The 20,301-nt window shown below is 58.3% G+C and carries 18 protein-coding genes and 3 tRNA genes; 4 read left to right on the top strand and 17 right to left on the bottom strand.

Going from position 1 to position 20,301, the window contains the following annotated elements:
* Nucleotides 1-4: 4 nt before the first annotated feature.
* From HMPREF2860_RS03720 to leuC, 4 genes are read right to left on the bottom strand one after another with little or no spacing between them, the layout of a single operon-like run.
* Nucleotides 5-2,473, bottom strand: a complete 2,469-nt coding sequence (locus HMPREF2860_RS03720; RefSeq protein WP_070628599.1) for a polynucleotide kinase-phosphatase — start codon at nucleotides 2,471-2,473, stop codon at nucleotides 5-7.
* A 2-nt stretch (nucleotides 2,474-2,475) separates the two neighbouring features.
* Nucleotides 2,476-3,867 carry a 3' terminal RNA ribose 2'-O-methyltransferase Hen1 gene (locus HMPREF2860_RS03725; protein WP_038628604.1) on the bottom strand — a complete coding sequence of 464 codons (1,392 nt, stop codon included), beginning with the start codon at nucleotides 3,865-3,867 and terminating at the stop codon, nucleotides 2,476-2,478.
* Nucleotides 3,868-3,914: 47 nt separating this feature from the next.
* Nucleotides 3,915-4,505 carry a 3-isopropylmalate dehydratase small subunit gene (gene leuD / locus HMPREF2860_RS03730; protein ID WP_038628602.1) on the bottom strand — a complete coding sequence of 197 codons (591 nt, stop codon included), beginning with the start codon at nucleotides 4,503-4,505 and terminating at the stop codon, nucleotides 3,915-3,917.
* 52 nt (nucleotides 4,506-4,557) lie between these two features.
* Nucleotides 4,558-5,985 carry a 3-isopropylmalate dehydratase large subunit gene (gene leuC, locus HMPREF2860_RS03735; RefSeq protein ID WP_038628600.1) on the bottom strand — a complete coding sequence of 476 codons (1,428 nt, stop codon included), beginning with the start codon at nucleotides 5,983-5,985 and terminating at the stop codon, nucleotides 4,558-4,560.
* Between the two features lie 65 nt (nucleotides 5,986-6,050).
* Between leuC and HMPREF2860_RS03740 the strand changes: the two genes are divergently transcribed.
* Both HMPREF2860_RS03740 and HMPREF2860_RS03745 read left to right on the top strand, forming a co-directional pair.
* Nucleotides 6,051-6,776, top strand: a complete 726-nt coding sequence (locus HMPREF2860_RS03740; RefSeq protein WP_038628598.1) for an IclR family transcriptional regulator — start codon at nucleotides 6,051-6,053, stop codon at nucleotides 6,774-6,776.
* Nucleotides 6,776-7,960, top strand: a complete 1,185-nt coding sequence (locus tag HMPREF2860_RS03745; protein WP_038628596.1) for an MFS transporter — start codon at nucleotides 6,776-6,778, stop codon at nucleotides 7,958-7,960. Before HMPREF2860_RS03740 ends, HMPREF2860_RS03745 begins: the two co-directional genes overlap by 1 nt.
* On the opposite strand, the gene HMPREF2860_RS03750 is transcribed toward HMPREF2860_RS03745, so the two are convergent.
* From HMPREF2860_RS03750 to HMPREF2860_RS03775, 6 genes are all read right to left on the bottom strand, one after another.
* A complete protein-coding gene (locus tag HMPREF2860_RS03750; RefSeq protein WP_239392957.1) occupies nucleotides 7,957-9,594 on the bottom strand; it encodes an ABC transporter permease subunit in 1,638 nt (545 codons plus the stop codon). The genes HMPREF2860_RS03745 and HMPREF2860_RS03750 overlap by 4 nt on opposite strands.
* Before the next feature lie 50 nt (nucleotides 9,595-9,644).
* Nucleotides 9,645-11,111, bottom strand: a complete 1,467-nt coding sequence (locus HMPREF2860_RS03755) for an ABC transporter substrate-binding protein (protein WP_038628592.1) — start codon at nucleotides 11,109-11,111, stop codon at nucleotides 9,645-9,647.
* A 71-nt stretch (nucleotides 11,112-11,182) separates the two neighbouring features.
* Nucleotides 11,183-12,391 carry an MFS transporter gene (locus HMPREF2860_RS03760; RefSeq protein ID WP_038628590.1) on the bottom strand — a complete coding sequence of 403 codons (1,209 nt, stop codon included), beginning with the start codon at nucleotides 12,389-12,391 and terminating at the stop codon, nucleotides 11,183-11,185.
* Complete coding sequence (locus HMPREF2860_RS03765) at nucleotides 12,388-13,032, bottom strand: ABC transporter ATP-binding protein (protein ID WP_038628588.1); 645 nt, start codon at nucleotides 13,030-13,032, stop codon at nucleotides 12,388-12,390. Before HMPREF2860_RS03765 ends, HMPREF2860_RS03760 begins: the two co-directional genes overlap by 4 nt.
* Nucleotides 13,029-13,643: an ATP-binding cassette domain-containing protein gene (locus HMPREF2860_RS03770; protein WP_224786641.1), complete on the bottom strand. Its 615-nt coding sequence runs from the start codon at nucleotides 13,641-13,643 to the stop codon at nucleotides 13,029-13,031. The genes HMPREF2860_RS03765 and HMPREF2860_RS03770 overlap by 4 nt, the downstream gene beginning before the upstream one ends.
* Before the next feature lie 25 nt (nucleotides 13,644-13,668).
* Nucleotides 13,669-14,607 (bottom strand): TDT family transporter, encoded by a 939-nt coding sequence (locus HMPREF2860_RS03775; protein ID WP_224786642.1) that lies wholly within the window; start codon nucleotides 14,605-14,607, stop codon nucleotides 13,669-13,671.
* Nucleotides 14,608-14,676: 69 nt separating this feature from the next.
* Here HMPREF2860_RS03775 and HMPREF2860_RS03780 point away from each other — a divergent pair, with 69 nt between their 5' ends.
* The gene (locus HMPREF2860_RS03780) at nucleotides 14,677-15,591 is read left to right on the top strand and encodes a LysR family transcriptional regulator (protein ID WP_070432195.1); all 915 of its coding nucleotides are present in this window, start codon (nucleotides 14,677-14,679) and stop codon (nucleotides 15,589-15,591) included.
* Nucleotides 15,575-16,000, top strand: coding sequence for a carboxymuconolactone decarboxylase family protein (locus tag HMPREF2860_RS03785; protein WP_070432194.1), 426 nt, complete (start codon nucleotides 15,575-15,577; stop codon nucleotides 15,998-16,000). Before HMPREF2860_RS03780 ends, HMPREF2860_RS03785 begins: the two co-directional genes overlap by 17 nt.
* Here HMPREF2860_RS03785 and HMPREF2860_RS03790 read toward each other — a convergent pair.
* From HMPREF2860_RS03790 to HMPREF2860_RS03820, 7 genes are all read right to left on the bottom strand, one after another.
* Nucleotides 15,907-17,103 (bottom strand): acyltransferase family protein, encoded by a 1,197-nt coding sequence (locus HMPREF2860_RS03790; RefSeq protein WP_236658489.1) that lies wholly within the window; start codon nucleotides 17,101-17,103, stop codon nucleotides 15,907-15,909. The two genes, HMPREF2860_RS03785 and HMPREF2860_RS03790, sit on opposite strands and share 94 nt — an antisense overlap.
* A 70-nt stretch (nucleotides 17,104-17,173) precedes the next feature.
* The gene (locus HMPREF2860_RS03795) at nucleotides 17,174-18,130 is read right to left on the bottom strand and encodes a lactate/malate family dehydrogenase (protein WP_070628601.1); all 957 of its coding nucleotides are present in this window, start codon (nucleotides 18,128-18,130) and stop codon (nucleotides 17,174-17,176) included.
* Between the two features lie 128 nt (nucleotides 18,131-18,258).
* Nucleotides 18,259-18,331, bottom strand: a tRNA-Glu gene (locus HMPREF2860_RS03800).
* An 84-nt stretch (nucleotides 18,332-18,415) separates the two neighbouring features.
* Nucleotides 18,416-19,198: a TatD family hydrolase gene (locus tag HMPREF2860_RS03805; RefSeq protein WP_038628581.1), complete on the bottom strand. Its 783-nt coding sequence runs from the start codon at nucleotides 19,196-19,198 to the stop codon at nucleotides 18,416-18,418.
* A complete protein-coding gene (locus HMPREF2860_RS03810; RefSeq protein WP_070628602.1) occupies nucleotides 19,198-19,977 on the bottom strand; it encodes a tRNA threonylcarbamoyladenosine dehydratase in 780 nt (259 codons plus the stop codon). The genes HMPREF2860_RS03805 and HMPREF2860_RS03810 overlap by 1 nt, the downstream gene beginning before the upstream one ends.
* 76 nt (nucleotides 19,978-20,053) lie before the next feature.
* Nucleotides 20,054-20,126, bottom strand: a tRNA-Glu gene (locus tag HMPREF2860_RS03815).
* Between the two features lie 49 nt (nucleotides 20,127-20,175).
* Nucleotides 20,176-20,247 (bottom strand) — tRNA-Gln (locus tag HMPREF2860_RS03820).
* Between the last annotated feature and the right edge of the window lie 54 nt (nucleotides 20,248-20,301).

Below are 20,301 nucleotides of genomic sequence, written 5' to 3' on the forward strand. Positions count from 1 at the left end.
CCCCCTACAACCTCGGATCCATCGGTTCTGACTCCAGCGCCAACACACCGAAGACGGGGACATGGATCCGATGCAGAGGCTCGCCCGCCGCTAGGCGCTCCAGCGACTCGATGCCGAGGGCATATTCGCGTAGCGCCGATGACTGCTTGTGCTGCAGATTTCGCCGCTTCAGACGCTCTTGACGCTGCGGGTGCAGGTAGTCATGCCCATAAATCATGCGCAGATACTTCCGTCCCCGCACCTTCATGCCGGGCTGTACCTGCCGGTCCACTGCGGCGTTTTCCATCGGCTTGACGACGGCCCCTTCCCCGCCCGACTCTGTCAGCTGCAACCACCACTGCGATGCGGCCTCCACCTGTTCCGGGTCACTGGGGTCAAGGACGAAGCAGCGCGTCAGCCGGTAGATCTCACTGTCAGCTGCTACTAGCTGGTTCGCGATATCCAAGTGCCATGAGTGGGGCTTGTGGTGCCAGGTGGCATCCTCACTTGCCAGCACTTGGAAAGGTGCGAACTGAATCTTCTTGTCACTGTCGACATACCGGTTGTAGGCAGCACGGAACTTCTCGAGCTCGTCCAGAATCTGCTCTGGCGCAGGACCACCGACCTCTACTCCCCTGTCGGTTGCCGCCTGCAGAGCGGCCGCGAGCTGTCTGGCAGCACCGATACCAGCGGCAGCGGTGGGTGCATAGATGTCGTCGATAAGCCCTTGGGCCTTAAGATTCCAGGGCAGCATTTCGCCGTCGAGCAGGACCCAGTCGCCGAATTGGTCGAAAAGCCCGGCGCGCTCTGCGGCCTTGGTCATGGCATCAAGTGCCGGGGACGCGTCATCGAAGAAGGCACGCCCCGTCCGGGTGTAGGCGTACGAGTTAGCACCGAAACGAGTCTTCGCCCCTGGCTGGATCAGGCACAGCACAGCTCGGGAACCCATGTGCTTTTCCTGGCACATGACCTGGTCAGTGTGCGCTGCGTAGTAGCGGAATGCCTCCTCCGGGTGTTCCAGGAATCCCTCTCGCTGCGAGGTCGGCGCCGGTGACATGGTCGGTGGCAGGTACGGAATTTTCTCCGGTGCGAGCGTGAAACGGCTGATAGTTTCCAGCGCTGCAGCTGCGCGGTCACTATCAATGCGAATGCGGCCATGCCGACCAGTCTGGATACCATCGACATCTAGCACGTCAGTGATGCGCAGCTCGGACTCCGGGCGGTTGGTGGTCTTGCGCGATGGAGCCTCCCACCAGGTCTGCTTTGCATCGACCTGCACGGTCTCTAGTTCGGGATAGCGCAGCGCAGAGAGCTTGCCGCCGAAGACACAACCGGTGTCGATGCACATGGTGTTATTGACCCAGCGCAGCCAGTCTGCTTCCATGTGGCCATAGACGACACGAGCGGAACCGCGGTAGTCCGCTGCCCAATCCAGTCGTTCTGGCAGGCCATTTTCGTCGATCTTGCCAGTAGTGGCACCGTAGAGCGCGAACTCACGGACCTTTCCGGAGGCCCTGCCATGGAGGTGCTCAGGCAGTCCCGCGTGGGCTACAACCAGGGCGCCGTCGTCAAGCACAAAGTGCACCGGCAGGTGGTCGATGAAGTCGCGGACGTCTTTCCGGAACTCCTCGCTTTCATCGGCGAGCTGAGTGAGCGTCTCGGCCAGCCCGTGACCAGTGGTGACGTTGTGGCCGTCGAGGGCGCGCACCAACTTAGAGTCGTGGTTTCCGGGCACGCAGAGAGCGTTGCCGGCCACGACCATCCCCATGACCAACTTCAAGACAGCTGGACTGTTGGGACCGCGGTCAACAAGGTCACCAACGAAAATGGCCGTACGGCCATCTGGGTGATGAGCATTGCCGCCATCTGCCGACAGCTGATAGCCGAGCTTTGCCAGCAGTGCGGTCAACTCGTCGTAGCAGCCGTGAACATCGCCGATGATGTCGAACGGACCGTGGAGATCGCTGCGGTCGACCTTCAGCGGCACACGTTCAATGGTGACGTTGTCGATTTCCGCCGCGGAATTCAAGATGAAAACATTGTGAATCTTCTCGCGCTTGAGGTGTTTGAGCCCTCGGCGCAGATCGCGGTGCTGGCGCTCCAACACCTCGACTCCGAAGTTGCGGTCAGCGCGCTGGCTGTGCCGCTCCTTCAGCTCCGCTAACGGAAGGTTCAAAACGATGGCAGCACTCAGAGCATGGTGGCTGCGCGCCAGCTTCACCAACCGGGCACGGTCCTGCGGTTTCACATTCGTCGCATCAACAACAGTAAGCAATCCGGCTTCCAGGCGCGTGCCGACGATTGTCTCCAGCAGTTCAAAAGCAGGCGCCGTCGCCGCCTGGTTATTCGGATCGTTGGAAACAATGCCGCGACAGGTATCCGAGGATACGACTTCAAATGGGCCGAAGTGTCGTGCCGCAAAAGTCGACTTTCCGGCGCCAGAGACACCGACCAGCATGACCAAGCTGAGGTTAGTAAGCGAGATGGTACTCATAATTAGCTCTCCTCTGCTGCGGTGAAGTCGAAGGAAAAGACCGCCATTTGGGTCGGTTGGCCGTAAGTTTCGTGCACGTCCCCAATACCGTCAAAGTCCACCAGATAACCGAACTTCTCGGCCACGCCCTTCGCCCACTGGCGAAATTCCACGCGGCTGAACTCGAAGCGGTGATCAAGGTGTCGGAACTGTCCGGGCGCTAGGTTTGGATAGCACGCGTTGTAGTCACTGTTCGGCGTCGTGACGATGACATACTGCGGCCTGGCAAGCCCGAAAACGTTGTTCTCCAGCGCGGGCAGCCGATCGGCATCAACATGCTCAATGACCTCCATCAGGATTGCCACGTCCATGTTCGCAATGCGCTCGTCGGCATAGGTGACCGAGGATTGGAAAAGCTCTACCCGCGCAGCTTGGCGCTCCGGCATGCGATCTAGGTTCAGCGCCTTGTGCGCCTTACGAAGCTCCCCTACAGAGACATCAGTGCCAACGATCTGCGCGATTCGCGGATTCTCCAGCAACGGCCCGAGCAACACGCCGGAACCACAGCCGATGTCCACCACGCTGCGCGGGCGCAGTCTAAATACCTCACGCAGGACTCGGTCTTGACGCTGTCGATTGAGCGGCTTGGCTGTCTGGTCACCGCTGGCCAGTTCGATTGCACCAGCTTCCCCGGCAAGCTTCACGACGGCTTCGTTGACCAGGCCTTTTTGATCGGCAAGGTAGCGCTTTAGGATTTTCTCCCGCTGCGGGTGCTCCGGCAGCCAGTCCTGGGCGCGCGCGGCCAGCTTGTCGATTTCCCGGTCATCAACCCAATAGTGTTTCCCACCGTCGAGGACGGGAAGCAGAATATACAGGTGATTGAGCAAATCACGAACGGTTGCTCGACCTGTGAGGGTCACCGTCGGTGAGAACTTCTGCCCGGCAATGTTGTTGAAGAAATCGCAGGTGACCTTCCACCCCAATGGCTCAAACAAAGCACGGATTTCTTCCTCGGTGCCGGGTACCGCCGCGACTGTCGCGGTGAGATCGCTTGGGGTTTCGTCGTAAGGCGAAGTCTTTTCCATGACCATCGCCGTGGAGAAGACCGACTTCAACGCCACAGTCAAAAGCGATGACGCAGCCCACTGCCGATCATTAATGTAGCCGGTCAGATTGAACGTATCGGCACGGTACTGCTTGAGTTTCAGCAACTCATCGCGGTCAATATCAACCCAGAGGGCTGCCGTGCATTCGGCATCGGTTGCAGTGGGGAAAAAGACGCGGGCAACACCGAACTTTAACTCGGCCTCATGCACGCGATCGGGATGCTTTCGCAAAATAAATCCCAAATCGCGTGCCGATTCACCAGGCGAAGATTCACCTAGCCGAGAGTGTTTAGTGATTGCCAGATACATACGGCAAGTTTAACGCCTACCGCGGATTGGACTAGAGCATTTTTGACCTACATCGTCTTCGGCTTGTGGGCCGGACGACTCTTCTCGTAGGCCACAATGTCCGCTTCGTTGCGCAGGGTCAGGGAGACGTCGTCAAGCCCTTCCATCAGACGCCAGCGAGTGTAGTCATCGACCTCGAATGGGAAGACCTGCTCGCCGGCCTCGACGGTGCGGGTCTCCAGGTTGACGGTGAGCTCCATGCCCGGGTTGGCCTCGAGCAACTTCCACAGCAGCTCGACATCAGACTGCTGCATCTGTGCGGCGAGCAGGCCCGCCTTGCCGGCATTACCGCGGAAGATATCGGCGAAGCGGGATGAGATGACGACGCGGAAGCCGTAGTCCATCAGCGCCCACACGGCGTGCTCACGGGAGGAACCGGTACCGAAGTCCGGCCCTGCTACGAGGATGGAGCCCTTGGCATATTCCGGGCGGTTGAGCACGAAGTCGGATTCGTTGTTGCGCCAGTTGCTGAACAAGCCATCCTCAAATCCGGTGCGGGTGACGCGCTTTAGGTAGACGGCCGGGATGATCTGGTCGGTGTCGACGTTGGATCGCTGCAGGGGAACGCCGACGCCGGTGTGAGTATCAAACTTTTCCATGGTGAAAGGTCCTTAGAAGTTCTGCTTGGGGCTGTTGTACAACGATCGGCGGTTAGAGATCAGCCGGCGCTGCGAAGTGACCGGCGACGGCGGTAGCTGCGGCGACAGCCGGGCTGACCAGGTGGGTACGACCACCCTTACCTTGGCGACCTTCGAAGTTGCGGTTGGAGGTCGAAGCGCAACGCTGGCCCGGGGTCAGCTGGTCCGGGTTCATGCCAAGGCACATGGAACAGCCTGGCATACGCCATTCAGCGCCTGCCTCTTCGAAGATCTTGCCCAGTCCCTCTTCCTCAGCCTGCGCGCGGACCTTTGCGGAGCCCGGCACGATGAGCATCTGGACGCCGTCGGCAACCTTGCGGTCCTTCAGCACGTCGGCGACGGCGCGCATGTCCTCGATGCGGCCGTTGGTGCAGGAACCTACGAAGACCACGTTGACCTTGACATCGCGCATCGGGGTGCCCGGCTTCAGATCCATGTACTCTAGTGCGCGCTCGGCGGCGATGCGGTCGGAGTCCTCGGCGATGAACTCCGGATCCGGCACGGTCTCCCCCAGCGGCACGCCCTGGCCCGGGTTGGTACCCCAGGTAACGAATGGAGTCAGCGCGGAACCGTCGATTTCGACGACCTTGTCGAACTCTGCATCCTCGTCGGTAACCAGGGACTTCCAGTACTCGACCGCCTCGTCCCACTGCTCGCCCTGCGGCGCGTGCGGGCGGCCCTTCAGGTACTCGAAGGTGGTTTCGTCTGGAGCGATCATGCCGGCGCGGGCACCGGCCTCGATGGACATGTTGCAGATGGTCATGCGGGCTTCCATCGACAGCTTCTCGATGGCCTCGCCACGGTACTCGATAACATGGCCCTGGCCACCACCGGTACCAATCTTGGCGATAATCGCCAGAATCAGGTCCTTGGCGGTAACACCATCCTGCAGCTCGCCGGTGACATTGACCGCCATGGTCTTAAAAGGCTTCAGTGGCAGGGTCTGGGTAGCCAGAACGTGCTCAACTTCGGAAGTACCGATACCAAAGGCCATCGCGCCGAAAGCACCGTGCGTTGCAGTGTGGGAGTCACCACAGACAACGGTGGTGCCCGGTTGAGTCAGGCCCAGCTGCGGACCGACAACGTGCACGATGCCCTGTTCACGGTCGCCCATCGGATGCAGGCGGATTCCGAACTCTTCGGCATTCTTGCGCAATGTGGCAATCTGGGTGCGAGAGGTCGGTTCCTCAATTAAATCAATCTGGCCACCGGCTACAGTCGTCGGAACGTTGTGGTCCTCGGTTGCGATGGTCAGATCCGGGCGGCGCACCTTGCGCCCTGCCAGACGGAGGCCATCAAAAGCCTGCGGCGAGGTAACCTCGTGGACGAGGTGCAGATCGATATAAATCAGATCTGGTTCGCCGTTTTCGCCTTGCTTGACAACGTGGTCACGCCAGACTTTCTCGGCCAGAGTCTTCGGGCTAGTGTCCGTGGTGCGCATAGTGGGTGAGCCGCCTTCCGGATATATCGCTTTTATCTCAAAGTATGAGATGTTAATATCATGGCATGGGACAGATTAGCACATCCGAGACGCCAGCTCTAAGTGGCATTAAAGTTCTCGATCGTTCGGTACTCATTCTCAAGTCCGTTGCAGAAACTCCTCGCACCCTCGCCGAGCTCTGCGAGGACACCGGGCTGCCCCGCGCAACCGCCCATCGGCTGGCCACGGCGTTGGAAGTGCACCGCCTTGTCACCCGCACGCCGGACGGCCGCTGGACGACGGGCCCCGGGCTCACCGAGATCACGCCTGTCACCACTGACCTGCTTGCCGACGCCGCAGCGCACATCCTGCCGAAGCTGGTAGAGGTCACCGGCGAGTCAGTGCAGCTCTACCGGCTCACCGGCGACACCCGCACCTGTATTGCCTCCATGGAGCCCGCCACCGGGCTGCGTAACACCGTGCCAGTTGGCTCTCGCATGCCGCTAACCGCCGGCTCCGCCGCACGTGTTCTCCTGGCCTTTGGCCCGGCCAACCTCGCTGAGCGAATGCTTCCCGACGCCGACTTCAACCAACAGGACCTCGACGACTGCCGACGTCTCGGCTGGTCCGAGTCCATGGGTGAGCGCGACCCCGCACTTGCCTCCGTCTCCGCCCCGGTTTTCGACAGCAACCAGCGCATGATTGCAGTCCTATCCGTCTCCGGCCCCGTGGAGCGCATGACTCCGTCGCCCTACGAATGCTGGGGCGCAAAGGTTCTCGGCGCCGCTGAAGAGATGAGCTCCCGACTGTAATGCCCGCTTACCGTCACCTTGTCCTTCTTCTGTCCATGTTCGCGGCGGTCGGTTCGTCCGTCGTTCACATGGGTGTGCCTTTTCTCATCCCATCCCTACAGGAAAACGGCTTAAGCCTCTCCGCCGCCGGCCTCGTCGCAGCAATGCCGGCGGCCGGTATTGTCTTCACGCTCATCGCCTGGGGCTGGTTTGTCGACCGCTATGGCGAACGCGCAGCTCTGTTCGCCGGCCTGACCTCTACTGCCTTAACGACGGGGCTTGCGGCGCTAGCTTCGTCGTCAAGCCCGGCCCTGCTCGGGGCCACACTCTTCCTCGCCGGATGTGCGGCGGCGAGCGTGAACTCAGCATCCGGCCGCGTGGTGTCGGGCTGGTACCCACCGCATCAGCGCGGCACTGCGATGGGCATTCGCCAAATGGCTCAGCCCCTCGGAGCGGCGTTGTCCGCAGTCACCCTGCACCCGCTCGCACAGAATTACAGCATCGGAGTCGCACTCGCGATGCCCGCAATCCTGTGCACCGTGCTGGCGTTGCTTGTACTGATAGGCGTGAAGAATCCCCCACGCCCTGATGCCTCGAACCCCACCGTCACGGCCAGCCCCTACCGGGACGGCAAGTACCTCGTGCGCATCCACATCGCCTCGGCACTGCTGTCCTGGCCGCAGTCGATGATGGGCGCCTACATTCTCGTGTGGCTGTTGTCCGTGGGTTATGCCGATGGCACGGCGGGCACAATTGTGATGGTCTCGCAGCTGCTCGGTGCCGGATCGCGAGCATTGATGGGTGTGGTCTCCGACCGAGTGCGATCCCGCATCCGCCCCTACCGCTGGGTCTCGGGTGCGACCTTTGTTTTGGCTGTCGCAATGATGATTACCAGCTGGGCTGATTGGCGCACGCTTGGAACTTTGCTGGTCTGCGCACTGGCCGTTGCTGTGGTCAGCCCGAATGGTCTTGCTTTCACCGCAGTTGCTGAATACGCAGGTCCCTTCTGGTCCGGACGCGCTATGGGTACGCAGAACACGTTCCAGAACATTATCTACGCTGCAACGCCTCCGGTTTCGGGTGCGATTGTGGCCGCTGCGGGCTTCCCCGCGCTGTTTGCCGTCACGGCCCTGTTCCCCGCCGCCGCGCTGGGTATTGCGCCACGAGAAGACCAGAACCGCAACGGGCGGGTAGAGCTGGGCTAATTAGTCTGTCGCTTGCCGACGAATCGGTCGGTAGCAATGGTTGCGGCAACACCGAGGCTGGCTAGTCCAATCATCGGCCCCCACGCTAGCCACGGCGCCCGCTCGAGATATTGTGTGGATTCGTTGAGGATTACGCCCCAATCTGGACTGCCTACACCTGCGCCTACGCCGAGGAAGCCGAGTGCTGCAAGGGCTATAGCATTATGGGCAATCCTGGTCACGGCATGGCGAACTACTGCTGGAATGGTCGTGGGAAGAACATGCAGCTTCAAAAGGTGCCAACGGCTGGCTCCCATGGTTTGCGCAAATCGGTAGTGCCCGGATGCAGCGGCTTCGTTAGCAACTTCGACGCAATGTACAGCAAGTGGAATCCACCCGACCAAGAACACCGCTATCGCAGCTGTCAGCATCGAGCGGCCCAACACACCAGCCAGAATAAGGCCCAGCAATATTGCGGGTACCGCATTCATGGCGTCTCCGAAGAACTGCACTGGCGCCCCTAGATGCCCAATCACAAGGGCGATGAGTGCGCACACTACGGTCACCAGGATTGCAGTTCCGATAGTGGCGCCGATGCCGTCGGCAAGCCGCGCCCAAATGTCACGACCAAGTTGATCGGTCCCCAGTGGGTGTTGCCAGGACGGTGAAAAGAAGCGTTGCGCAGAGTCGATATCCGCGCTGCGGGGGACTCCCAGCGCAATTAGCACGATAGGAATAATCGACAGGATGAGACTCCAGAAACGTCGACCTCCTGTAGGCCGGCCAACAGTGGCGATGCTTCCTCGCAGCTTCCGCGCATACTGTCCCCGTATTGCCTGAGCCACGAATCCACAGATTATGCCGATTCCCAACACCACAGTCACCGCAGCTTGCAGAACAGGAATATCGCCCGCAGTAGCAGCCGCAACTACGTTGCGCCCAAAGCCCGGCAAATGAAAGGTGACCTCAATTGCTGCGGTGGCTGATAACGTGCCCGCAAAGAACAGCGTCAACTGTGACAGTGTCGGCAGCAGGCTACGCCAAGTGACAAATCGAATAATTGTTGATTTTGGAACGCCATTGGTGCGCCAAGATTCTACCCAGGGCTCTGCCAACGCAGTATCAGCTGAAATCAGCAGCACGCGCCCATAGAGTCCCGCGGCGGGCAGGCCAATTGCCAGCACTGGCAGCACCATATGCGCAGGTGATGCCCAACCGCTTACCGGAAACATCCGCAGTTCAACAGCCAACCACCACAACAGCAAGACCGCCACCACAAAGTTTGGCAGTGCGGCGAGAACCGCTAGCACGCTAGGTGTCCATTTCCCGGCTCGCATCCCCGCAATCCGCGGAAGTACGAGCGCCAGCGCAACGAAGACGCACAACGCCATGGAAGTCGCAGTCAATGCGAACGTAATACCGAAGCCGTTCACGGCCTGAGCGAAAGCATCTTGTCCGGTTACCCACGAGGTGCCAAAATCACCGTGAAGAATATTTGTCGTCCACTGCTGGAGTGACTCCCAAGGCGTTGTCGGCAGGCCATATTCTCTGCGAACAGCCTCAATAAGCTCCGGTGTTATCTCCCGTTCCCGCTCACGGGCACGCAGAACGGCGTATGCGGGTTCCCGTCCTGTCAACCACGGCAACAGGGCCATGAGGACGAGAAGTCCCACAACTGAGGCAACTACCGCGAAAGCTTTCCGAATCACTTAGCCGTCTTCTCTGTGATCAGGTGGCGCTCCATCGGATCGAGTGCGATACCACGAACATTCTTCGCACCGATTAGTGATTTTTCATGAGACAGCGGAACTACTGCACCATCAGCAACAATTTCCGCGCCGATTCGAGCTGCTGCCGACAGGCGCTCCTCATCGTTGCCAAGCTCAGCGGCCTTCTCAATATCGGCATCTATGGTCTGGTTACACAGCTGCGAGAGGTTATAAGAGCTCTCACAGGTGAAGTCGGATTGTAGGAAGCTGATTGGATCAGCCGCACCGAGCATGTAATTACGGGAGCCGATGATGACATCAAAGTTCCCCTCGAGCATGTCGGCTTCCAAAGAGTTGTAGTCGGCTACCGTGATGTCGACTGTGAATCCCATCTTGCGCAGCTGATCTGCGACGAGATTGGCAACCTCGGGCAGCTCCGCGCGGGAATCCCACGTAGCCAAGCGGATTTCCTTCCCCTTGCCATCCGGCCCCGGCTTGACAGTGGTCTCAGGAGTTGTTGCCGCCCACGGGGCTGAACGATTGAAAATCGCCCCCTTCGGATTCACCGCTTGAGCTTCAAAAATGTCCCTAACCACCGGTTCGGGATCGATTGCAGCGGCTACTTCCTTACGCAGTGCGGCGTCGGCAAACACGCCTTTTTCGGTATTAAAATGCAGGAGATTGACACGAGGTAAATCCACCTTGGACACGTCGACGTCATCGAGGCCGCCAAGCGATGAGATTGGCAACCCCTTCACCAGGTCTTGTTCATCTGCGCGCAGTGCATTCGTACGAGCTGTGGAATCCCCAATGAAAGACAATGTCAGAGTCTCAGTTTCCGGCTTACCATTCCGGTAGTCGGCGAATGCACGTGCGGATACGGTACCGTCTGGATTCTTCGTCTCGAGCTCAAACGGACCTGTACCATGCCCAAAGGGATCAGGCGCGTCCCCTTCAAATGCTGCGGGTGAGAGAACCATAGTTCCCGGGTCGGCAAAGCGCTTCACCAGAATTGGATCATCTTTATCCGAAGTGACGGTAACCTCTCGGTCTCCCGTCGCGGTAGCCTGAAGTCGGTCCTTGCCGAGTCCCTTTGGCCTCGTCGGCGCATCAATGGCATGTGTAAGCGAATTAGCTACGGCCTGTGCATCGACTGGCGCTCCATCGTGAAAAGTCAATCCATCCGGCAGAGTGAATACAACGGTGCGAGCATCTTTCACTTCCCACTTCTCTGCCAGTTCGGGCTTAACGGTGCCCTCGTCATCAATCGCCACAAGCATTTCCGTGGCACCTGCGCGGGTCGACAGGACTGCGTCATCGGAGTATGGCGAGAACTCTGCAACCGGTTCGAATTGCAGGGCTACGCGCAGCGCATCCGCATCACCGCTGCCCTGCGCAAAGCAGGAGGTCAACGCGAACGGCAAAGCCGCAGTGGCCAGAATTAGGCCAATTTTTCGATTCATAAGGCTACTTCTCTTTCGCAAGTGTCTAGGTGGATTTTGAATAGTTGTTTGATGTTGTCTAGTGCTGCTGTCTAGTGCTGCTGTCTCAGCTTGATTAACCCCACGGCTGATATCAGCAATAAAACGGTCATGATTGCCCACGGCGCTGCTGCCAACAACTGTGGGGTCTCGGCCCAATCCAGGGTGGCGCCAACCACAATCGACCCCATTAAAACGGCGAGTCCACCGAAGCTGTTGAGAAAACCGTATGCAGAACCGAGGTCCCTATTCCCGGTTAGTTTTCCGACGAGGTCTTTGGCTATCGGAACTGCAATCATCATTCCGAGATGCATCACTAGCAGCATTGTCACTGCCGGCGCGAAGGCCCACCATCCCTCCATGCGGATAGGTGCGCAGACCGCAATGATGGCGAAGGCAAACGCCATCAGGCCAAAACCGCCACCGATAGCAACCCCTAATGGCAATTTCTCGGCCCACTTAGTCACGGTGGTTTGCAGCCCGATAACAAATACCGCTGAGATGACAAAGAACCAGCTCAGGTATTCATCGCTGCCTGTGGCGCGACGCAGTTCTACCGGAAGAGCCAAATACTGCTGGTTATAGGCGAGCAAATAAGTCGAGTAGAACACCGCAAACACAATGAACGCTCGATTGCGAAGGATTCGCCCCCACGCAGCGGTCATACTGCCACCAGCTGAATGTACACCTTCCCATCTCCGTGCTAACAGCAGATGCATGACAAAGATGCCGGCAAAGATGGCTGCGCCGGCAAAGGAGACAGCTGAAAAACCGATCGGGATCAGCAGCGCACCAATCACGGGGCCGGTGAGTGAGCCCAAACGGGAATAGCTTTCGTCAAGCGCAAAGAGTTGTGCCCGTGTACACACTCCTTGTTTCTCGAGTTCGGCACCCCCACCGGCCAGCAAGGACTCAACTGCAGGCGAGAACAGTGCTGCCGCAAAGCCAATGAGGACAACGCCAAGAAACACCATTGGCACAGAGGTTGCCAGTCCAGTTACCAGGAAACCTACAACGCGAAGCGCAACTCCAACGAGCAACACCTTGATTGCCCCGAAACGATCGGCAAGACCGCCGCCGAGGAAGAACATTCCCTGTTGGCTAAAGGTTCGTACACCGAGCACCAGACCAACCACGACACCGCTGGCACCCAAATTATTCGAGAGCTCGACGGCAATGAACGGGACAACGAGGTAAAAACCGATGTTGAAAAGCAGCTGCGTAATCAACAGTGCTTGAATCTTTTTGGGCAACTGCTTCACGACGCTAGCTCCTCTGCAGCCGACAGAAGCTCAACAACTTCAGGAATATCGGTCTTATGGAGCTCTCCAACCGGGCCGCTAAAGACCGCTTCTCCTGCTGACATGACAATTATGTGATTACACAATCGCAACAAGCTGCTTATGTCATGAGATACCAGCAGTACCGTCGCCTCAGTGCTGAGGAGCACCTCTTCCAACATGGCAGCGGTATCCCTGTCCAGAGCAGAAAAAGCCTCATCGGCAATGATAAGTTCAGGTTTACCAATGAGCGCACGCGCAATTGCCATTCGCTGTCGCTGACCACCAGAGAGCTCATGGGGTCGTCGATACGCAAATTCCGGATTGAGTCCCAGAGATTCCAACATCGCTCGAACATCTCCAGTTGCAAACTCACAAATGCTGTCGATTACCGGTCGATGTGGCAATAACGTGGTATCTGGATTCTGCGGAATATAGCCAATTGGCCCCTGTGCCATAGTGACCGTGCCACTGTCAGGACACAACTGACCTGTCAAGAGACTGATTAGGCTACTCTTGCCCGCCCCTGATCGCCCCATGATGCCAACCACACTTCCCTGCGGAATCGTGAGAGTGACATCGAGGAGCCTACCTTTGCAAGTAACTCCATCGATACTGATCATGCGCAGACTCGCTCTTGCACAGTGCCACTCTCCAAATAGAGGATTCGTGTAGCGATCTTTCGCGCTACTCGCTCGTCGTGGGTGGCAATAACAATGGCTGTTTGCGTGCGCTCATGCAGCTTCCGCAACGCGCCTACTACCTCTAGAGTCGCAATCGGATCCAGCGAGGAGGTAGGTTCGTCGGCAAGCAGCAGCGAAGGAGACGGTTTCATTGCCAGCGCCGCCGCAATTGCGACACGCTGACGCTGACCTCCGGACAACTCCATGGGATAGCGATGAGCCTGTTCTCGGGAAATACCACAAGCTTCGAGCGCATCGAAACCACTATTACGCGCAAGAATTCGTACTTGCCTATCGCAGCGCACAAGAGGATTAAGGCACGCCAAGGTGTCTTGCATAATAAAGCTGGTACGCAGACCTTGTTGGCTTAATGTGCGAAGTAGCGACGTCTTTCCGGATCCGGACTGTCCCATCACCGCGATAATGTCCTTTGGAAAAACATCAAGTTTGTCGATGTGGAGTACATTCAAATCGCCAGCTGATACATCGACATCATGCAAGCGCACTATCGCGGAATCGCCCATTCTCCCCTTCTTGCCAATCAGTTTCATTAAGAGGAGTTTAACACGTTGAACTCTAAATCCGTACTGCCTGCTCCCGCGCCCACCAAACAAATCGAGCCACGCACGCGCTCCAGTGCACAGCCAGTAAACACAACAGCACACCACTGACGGTGTACAGCCACTGCGCTCCAACGCTGTCGCCCAGCATGTGCGTACCAAGGCTCAGCGTGCCCACGGGGAAGGTTGCACCCCACCAACCAGGGCTATAGCCGGCCCAACGGATTACGGCGCGAGTGAATCGTCGTAAAGCAATGGCAGCGAGGAAGATGCCGACAATGAGCACCACAGCGCCGTAAGCGACAGCGAAGGTCCGATCGAAAAGCAGCTGCGCGGCAGCCGTCGACTGACCGACCAGCCCGAGCGGGATCCATGCAGTACCGGCGATGGAATCGGGGATGCGCATGGTGCCAGAGAGCAGCGCGACGTAGCAGCGTACGAAAATTGGTAGGACGGTGATTAGCGCCATCCAGAAGAATATTTGCCCGCAGACGTGATAAAAGGTGCCGTAGTCGATACTCAACTGTGCACCGCTTGTCGCCGCCACCATCGGGGCAACCAGCGCGAGGCCCCACTGAAAAGTTGGTTCGCCTTCGAATCCTCGCAGTTGGCGAAGGCTGACGTAGATTGCCAACGGCGCACCGATCCACCAGGACACCAGCTGCCACGATGAGTTACTAGCTAGCGCAGTCGCAGCACTACCGAGAGCCATGATGCCCATCGAGAGCATGCCCCACGGCGCCATCAGCTTCGAGCGGAAAGGCGGGTTTCGAAGACGCAACCAGCCGACCACGATAAAACCGAGAATGCCCACCGCCATGACGAGAAGAAGCTCCGGAATCACCGGCACGTCATGGATGTGCGCAAGCGTGGCGAAGATGGACGTACCCATCAGAGATCCTGCCCACGCGGGCCCGGCGGGTGCCAGCACATCACGGCGAGAAGAGTTGGTCATGCTCATACCGTATTTGTTCTTGCCACAGCTACAGCTATCACCAGACTCTGTGAGGGGTACCATAAATGCATGTACCCCTTCGCTGTGGCCGAACTCGAAGCACTTCTCACCGCCGCCCGTGCAGGCTCGATCTCCAAGGCCGCGCGTGAGCTAGGCATCAATCAGCAGACCATGTCCGCACGCATCGCGCGGGCGGAAAAAGCGCTGGGAATCACCGTCTTCGAACGCTCCCCCTACGGCGTATCTCCCACGGAAAACGGGCAAGTGCTTATCGACGCCCTCCCAGACCTCCTCGCCGCCTGCCACAGGTTTTCGGGCATTGCCGCCAGCTTGCGTTCCGACGATGTTCCCCGCCACCTCACCCTTGCGGTGTCCAACACTGTCGCTGAGCTCTACTACCCCGGCTGGGCCGCCGAGTTCCACCGGCAACATCCCGCAGTCAAACTGTCGATGGTGCAGGCAAACTCCCGTGAGGTGCGACAACTAGTGGCCAACAGTGCGGTGGACTTCGGCCTGGTAGAGGGCGAGGCTGGTCGACACGACCTCGAAGAACGGATCATCGGCACCGACGAACTGGTCCTCGCCGTGCCGACGGGGCATCCGTGGACTGAGCGGGCTGCGGTGCATAATGCAATATCCACCGAGGAACTGCGCACTACCCCGCTTGTTATTCGCGAACCCGGTTCCGGCAGCCGGCAGGTGGTGGAAGATACGCTCGGCACTCTCACCGAGCCCGCCGGCGAATTCGGTTCCCTTTCAGCACAGCGCGCCGGCATGATTGCGCTGGCAGCGCCAACAATCATCGCCCGTGGCGCAATCCGCGATCAGGTAACACTTGGGCGCATCGTCATTGTCCCCACTGACACCCGCTTCACCCGCAACCTCAGCGCCGTCATGCGTCGCGGCAGCGAAACTAGCGGGGACATTTCGGAATTTATCCGCATTGCAAGTCCTATACTTAGCAAGCATGAGCAATCCCAATGATGAACTCTTTTCCTCCGACCGCTATGATGCCGGCATCCAAATTCGCCGCCAGGTAATGGGCGACGAATTCGTCGATGTCGCCCTCGCCCGCAACGCTGGTTCCGACGGAGAGACCCTGCAGAAGCACATCACCGCCACCGTCTGGGGCTCCGTCTGGAGCCGTGAAGGACTGGCCAAGCGTGATCGCTCCCTGCTCAACATTGGAATGCTCGTCGCTCTGCGCGCCACCGAAGAGCTGCGCGGCCACATCAAGGGTGCCCTCGCCAACGGCCTGACCCGCACCGAAATCACCGAAGCCATTGTCCATGCTTCCGGTTACTGCGGCGCACCAGCTGCACTGTCCGCGATGAAGGTCGCGCAGGAAGTGCTCGTCGCTGAGCTCGGACCGCTTGACGACGACGATCGGTAGGCAGCCCACGGGCTCTCAGGCCCTGGTCTCCGCGTGAGCACATCGGTGATGCGTCGCAGCAGCCACGACAGCGGCAGGGCAAAGGCAGCGGTGACGATTGCCACTGCCAACATCGAGCCTTGGAAGGTCTGATAGCCCATCAACGTCATCACCCAGTCCATGACCAGCACGTGGACGAGGAAGAACTCGTATGAGACCTCTCCCAACCACATCAAGGCTGGATGACGAAGCCACCTTACCTCCGTACCCAGTGCAATCGGGGCCACGAATGCACCAGCGGATAGGCCGTACAATGTGGTCTTCCACAACGCCTGATCGACATCATCCGGCACCAAGGTTGCTGGCCCCACATGCGTGGTCGTGGATAGGAAAAACAGCGCTAGCGCTATCAGCCAACTTGCAGCCAAATTAACGCGCCAGCCAACCTTTCGCCCATAGGCCAGCAGCATACCGATAGCGAACCAGTCAAAATACGCCATCGGCCACAGCCGTGCCACCACCGGCAGCAGGTTTTCCTGGTGCGACAGCACAGTCCAGACCGGGCCAATGAGGCCAAAACCAATAATGATGGCCAGCGTCGGACCGGGGCGCAGCCGCCCCTTTGTAACCGTCCAGATGGCAAGCCCCACCAGCGGCAATACCAAGTAGAAGCCGACTTCCACCACCATCGACCACATCTGCGGCAAGCCCGGGTGAATCCAGCCGAATTGGAGAGTCTGAGTAAAAGACATCGACCGCAGCCAGCCTTGCAGACCGCCACCGGCCGGTGGCGGGTCGTCTGCGGCGTGGATGAGGAATGCCGCAGTGACCACAATCCAATAGGCCGGCAGGACTCGCTTGGCACGACTGATGAAGTATTTCCTCAGGCTAGGCGGTTTCGCGGGGACGTCGTCAGGCGAACCGAGCCAACGTCCTGTAAGCAGAAACGCGCTGAGCACAAAGAAGATGGTGACACCAATTTCGAATCGACCGCTGAGGCGCCCCCACCAATCGTCCGTGTAATGTCCAGTCCAGAACGCGGCATGCGTGAGCAGGACGCCGAATGCGCCGATTGCACGGATACTGGTTAACTCCGGAACATAGGTGGACTTGGCCGAATTCATGCCAATATTTTAGGAGCGCAAAGTACTTCCCCGTGTTATTTCGGCAAAAGTGGAATCTACATAATTTCTTCTACATGTTCTCGACGGTGCTCAAGATGTACTGAGCAGATTCACGCAGTCGCTCCAGCTCCCAGCTGTTTAGCTGTGGCGACATACGGCGAATAATTCCACCTCGGCCAATCACTGCTGGCATCGACAGCGAGACATCCGGCAACCCGTATTCACCATCCAAGCGTGTACACACCGGGTGGACGCTGTTTTGATCCAGCATCACCGCGCGGGCAATTTCCAAAGCGGAGCGTGCAACACCGGCATTAGTCCAGCCCTTGGCATTGAGAACATCGTAAGCTGCCCCGACTACGGCATCTTGAATTTCTTGCGGTGAAGGCAGCGGCGTGCCATGCCATTTTTCCAGTTCTGTCCACCTCACACCTTGCACGTTCAGCGTGGACAGAATCGGTACGGCAGTAAGACCATGCTCACCCATCATGTAGCCAGTCACTGACTTTGGGTCAATTCCCAGCTGCTTGGCAACTACCCACCGCAGTCGGGCCGAATCTAGCATCGTGCCGGTGCCAAAGAGTTTTTCCGCGGGATAATCGAACTCGGTATGTGCCAAGTGCACCACCGCATCGAGCGGATTAGTAATAAAGAGGACAATCGCATCGAGCGTATGCTTCACGATTCCCGGCATGACATCGCGAACAACTTGCCCGCTGAGCTTGGCCAATCCAGCACGGTCCGGACGGGAATCCGGGTCGTCCGGGTCCGGGAGAATGGACGCACCAGCAGCGACGATAATCATATCCGCGTCGGCGCAATCGCTGTAGTCGCCAGCATGCACATTGACATAGTCCGTGCCGGGAACACCAGTGGACTGGGATTGGTCCAGAGCCTCGCCATGCGCGACACCTGCTGCTGTGTCAATTGTGGCAATCTCAGCGAACAGCCCGGATTCCATGGCATATGTCAGGACATACGAACCGACATGACCGAGACCAATACAAACGAGTTTTGAATGTTTCATAGGTTCGATACTAGGACTGTGGAAATCCAGTGCCGCGGTGGAGGGGTAGGCAATGTAGGGGCACAAGCACGAAAAGCAAAAAGCCTCCACCCAATCACGGGCGAAGGCTTGTGCTTTGTATATCTTTGTACCCCGTACGGGATTTGAACCCGTGTTACCGCCGTGAGAGGGCGGCGTCCTAGGCCGCTAGACGAACGGGGCTTAGAACTTTTCATCCACGCGCTGCGGACTTGTTAAACAATACACTAGACACGAATAGTAACTACAAATCCGCAGGTTAGCGCCTTAAATACCTATCGTTTTCGCATTGTTTGCCAGAGCGTCTGTAAGCTCCGCTTCATCCATATTTCGCAGCGCCGCAACCTCGGCGACAGTTTCCCGCAATGCAGCGATTACCTCTGCAGCGACCATCTCCGCCCCATCACCGCTTCTAGGTTCGCGCGGAAGATCTGTCTCCAGCAAGAGCCTATCGACGGGCACCTGCGACACATAGGCCCGTCCGCGCTTTGTCCGCAACATGAGCGGGTTGACGGAGATATAACCACCGGCGCGGATCAGCCGCGTCAGTTCATCGCTAGTGCCACCGAAGCGGTGAAAGATGGGCACGAAGGTCTCGCCTGGTGCGACGCTGGAGCTGGTGTCCAAGCGCGGTTCCAGCAGGTCGAGGACCATATCAGCGCTGCGAACCGTGTGAATGGAAAGGATATGGAACAGACTCGAGGCTCGGACAGCATCCAGGATGCTGGTGAGGACATGGATTTGAGTCTCGGCGGAAACGTCGTCAAGCCTGCGGGGCGCGAAGTCCAAACCAATCTCGCCGACGAAACGGGTGCGTGGAAGAGCCTCGCGAAAGATCTCGAGCTCACGCTCATAATTATCATCGATGTACCACGGGTGATAGCCCACGGCGACCATGGGTAGGTTTTCGCGCTCTAGCTCGATAAATCCGGAGGGCCGAACCGTCTGCGCGATGATCTCCACTCCTTCCCGCGCGATACCGGCTTTGAAGCGCTCGCGCGACGCCGGTGGCAGGAAATCGTAGTGAAAGTGGGTATCGATGAGCCGCATTATTTTTCCGTTGGTGGCTGGTTTTCGTCGGCCGGACCACCGATTCGCGGGGCCAGCGGGGTTTCCTCGAAACCGAGCAGACGGCGAATGACCTTTCCGGCCAGCATCTGCCCCATGATTGGCGGTATGTAGCTCATGGTACCGAGGGTTTCCGCTTTGGTGCCGCTGCCTTTGTCCGCAATTCTCACTGGTTCTTCGGAGGAGTACAGCACTTCAAGACCGCGAATGCGTCGGCGGATACACACCTGACGGACGACCTTCGCCAGCGGACAGACCTTTGTCTTATTGATTTTTGAGAAGGTCAGCCGAGATGGGTCGAGCTTATTTCCGCCGCCCATAGCGGAAATGAGGTGGATACGATTTTCCGCGCACCACTGCGCGATCTCAATTTTCCCGGTGACATCGTCGATAGCGTCGATGATGTAATCCGGACACGGGAACTGCTCGAAGGTCTCTGACAGGTTCTCACGGGTAAGGAAGATCTGGCGGGTGTAGGTCGTACAGTCCGGGTTGATATCGGCAACCATTGCCTCCATGACCTCGGCTTTAACGCGGCCAATAGTAGAGACAAACGCCAGCGCCTGACGGTTGAGATTACTTGGCTCCACGACGTCGCCGTCGATCAAGATGAGGTTGCCCACGCCACCTCTCGCGAGAGCTTCGGCACAACTGGATCCCACGCCTCCGAGTCCGACAACCATGACGGTAGATTCAGCCAACGTTTCCAGCCCCTCCTCCCCTAGGAGTAGCTTCAATCGTGCGAAACGTTCACTGGTCATAGTCGCCCCTGGTCATAGTCGCTTCGATTCTTAAAAAACAAAAACTCCCCAGCCGACTGACTGGGGAGTATCTTTGTACCCCGTACGGGATTTGAACCCGTGTTACCGCCGTGAGAGGGCGGCGTCCTAGGCCGCTAGACGAACGGGGCTTAGAACTTTGCAGTTAGTGAATACATTCAACAATGAACTTCTTCACTGCTGGCCTACCAGGACTCGAACCTAGAATGACGGTACCAGAAACCGTAGTGTTGCCAATTACACCATAGGCCAATAAAGACTGGCGCTTTCACACTGTCTTTGTACCCCGTACGGGATTTGAACCCG

This window comes from Corynebacterium sp. HMSC064E10, from assembly GCF_001812505.1.
GTDB classification, from domain to species: Bacteria; Actinomycetota; Actinomycetes; order Mycobacteriales; family Mycobacteriaceae; genus Corynebacterium; species Corynebacterium amycolatum.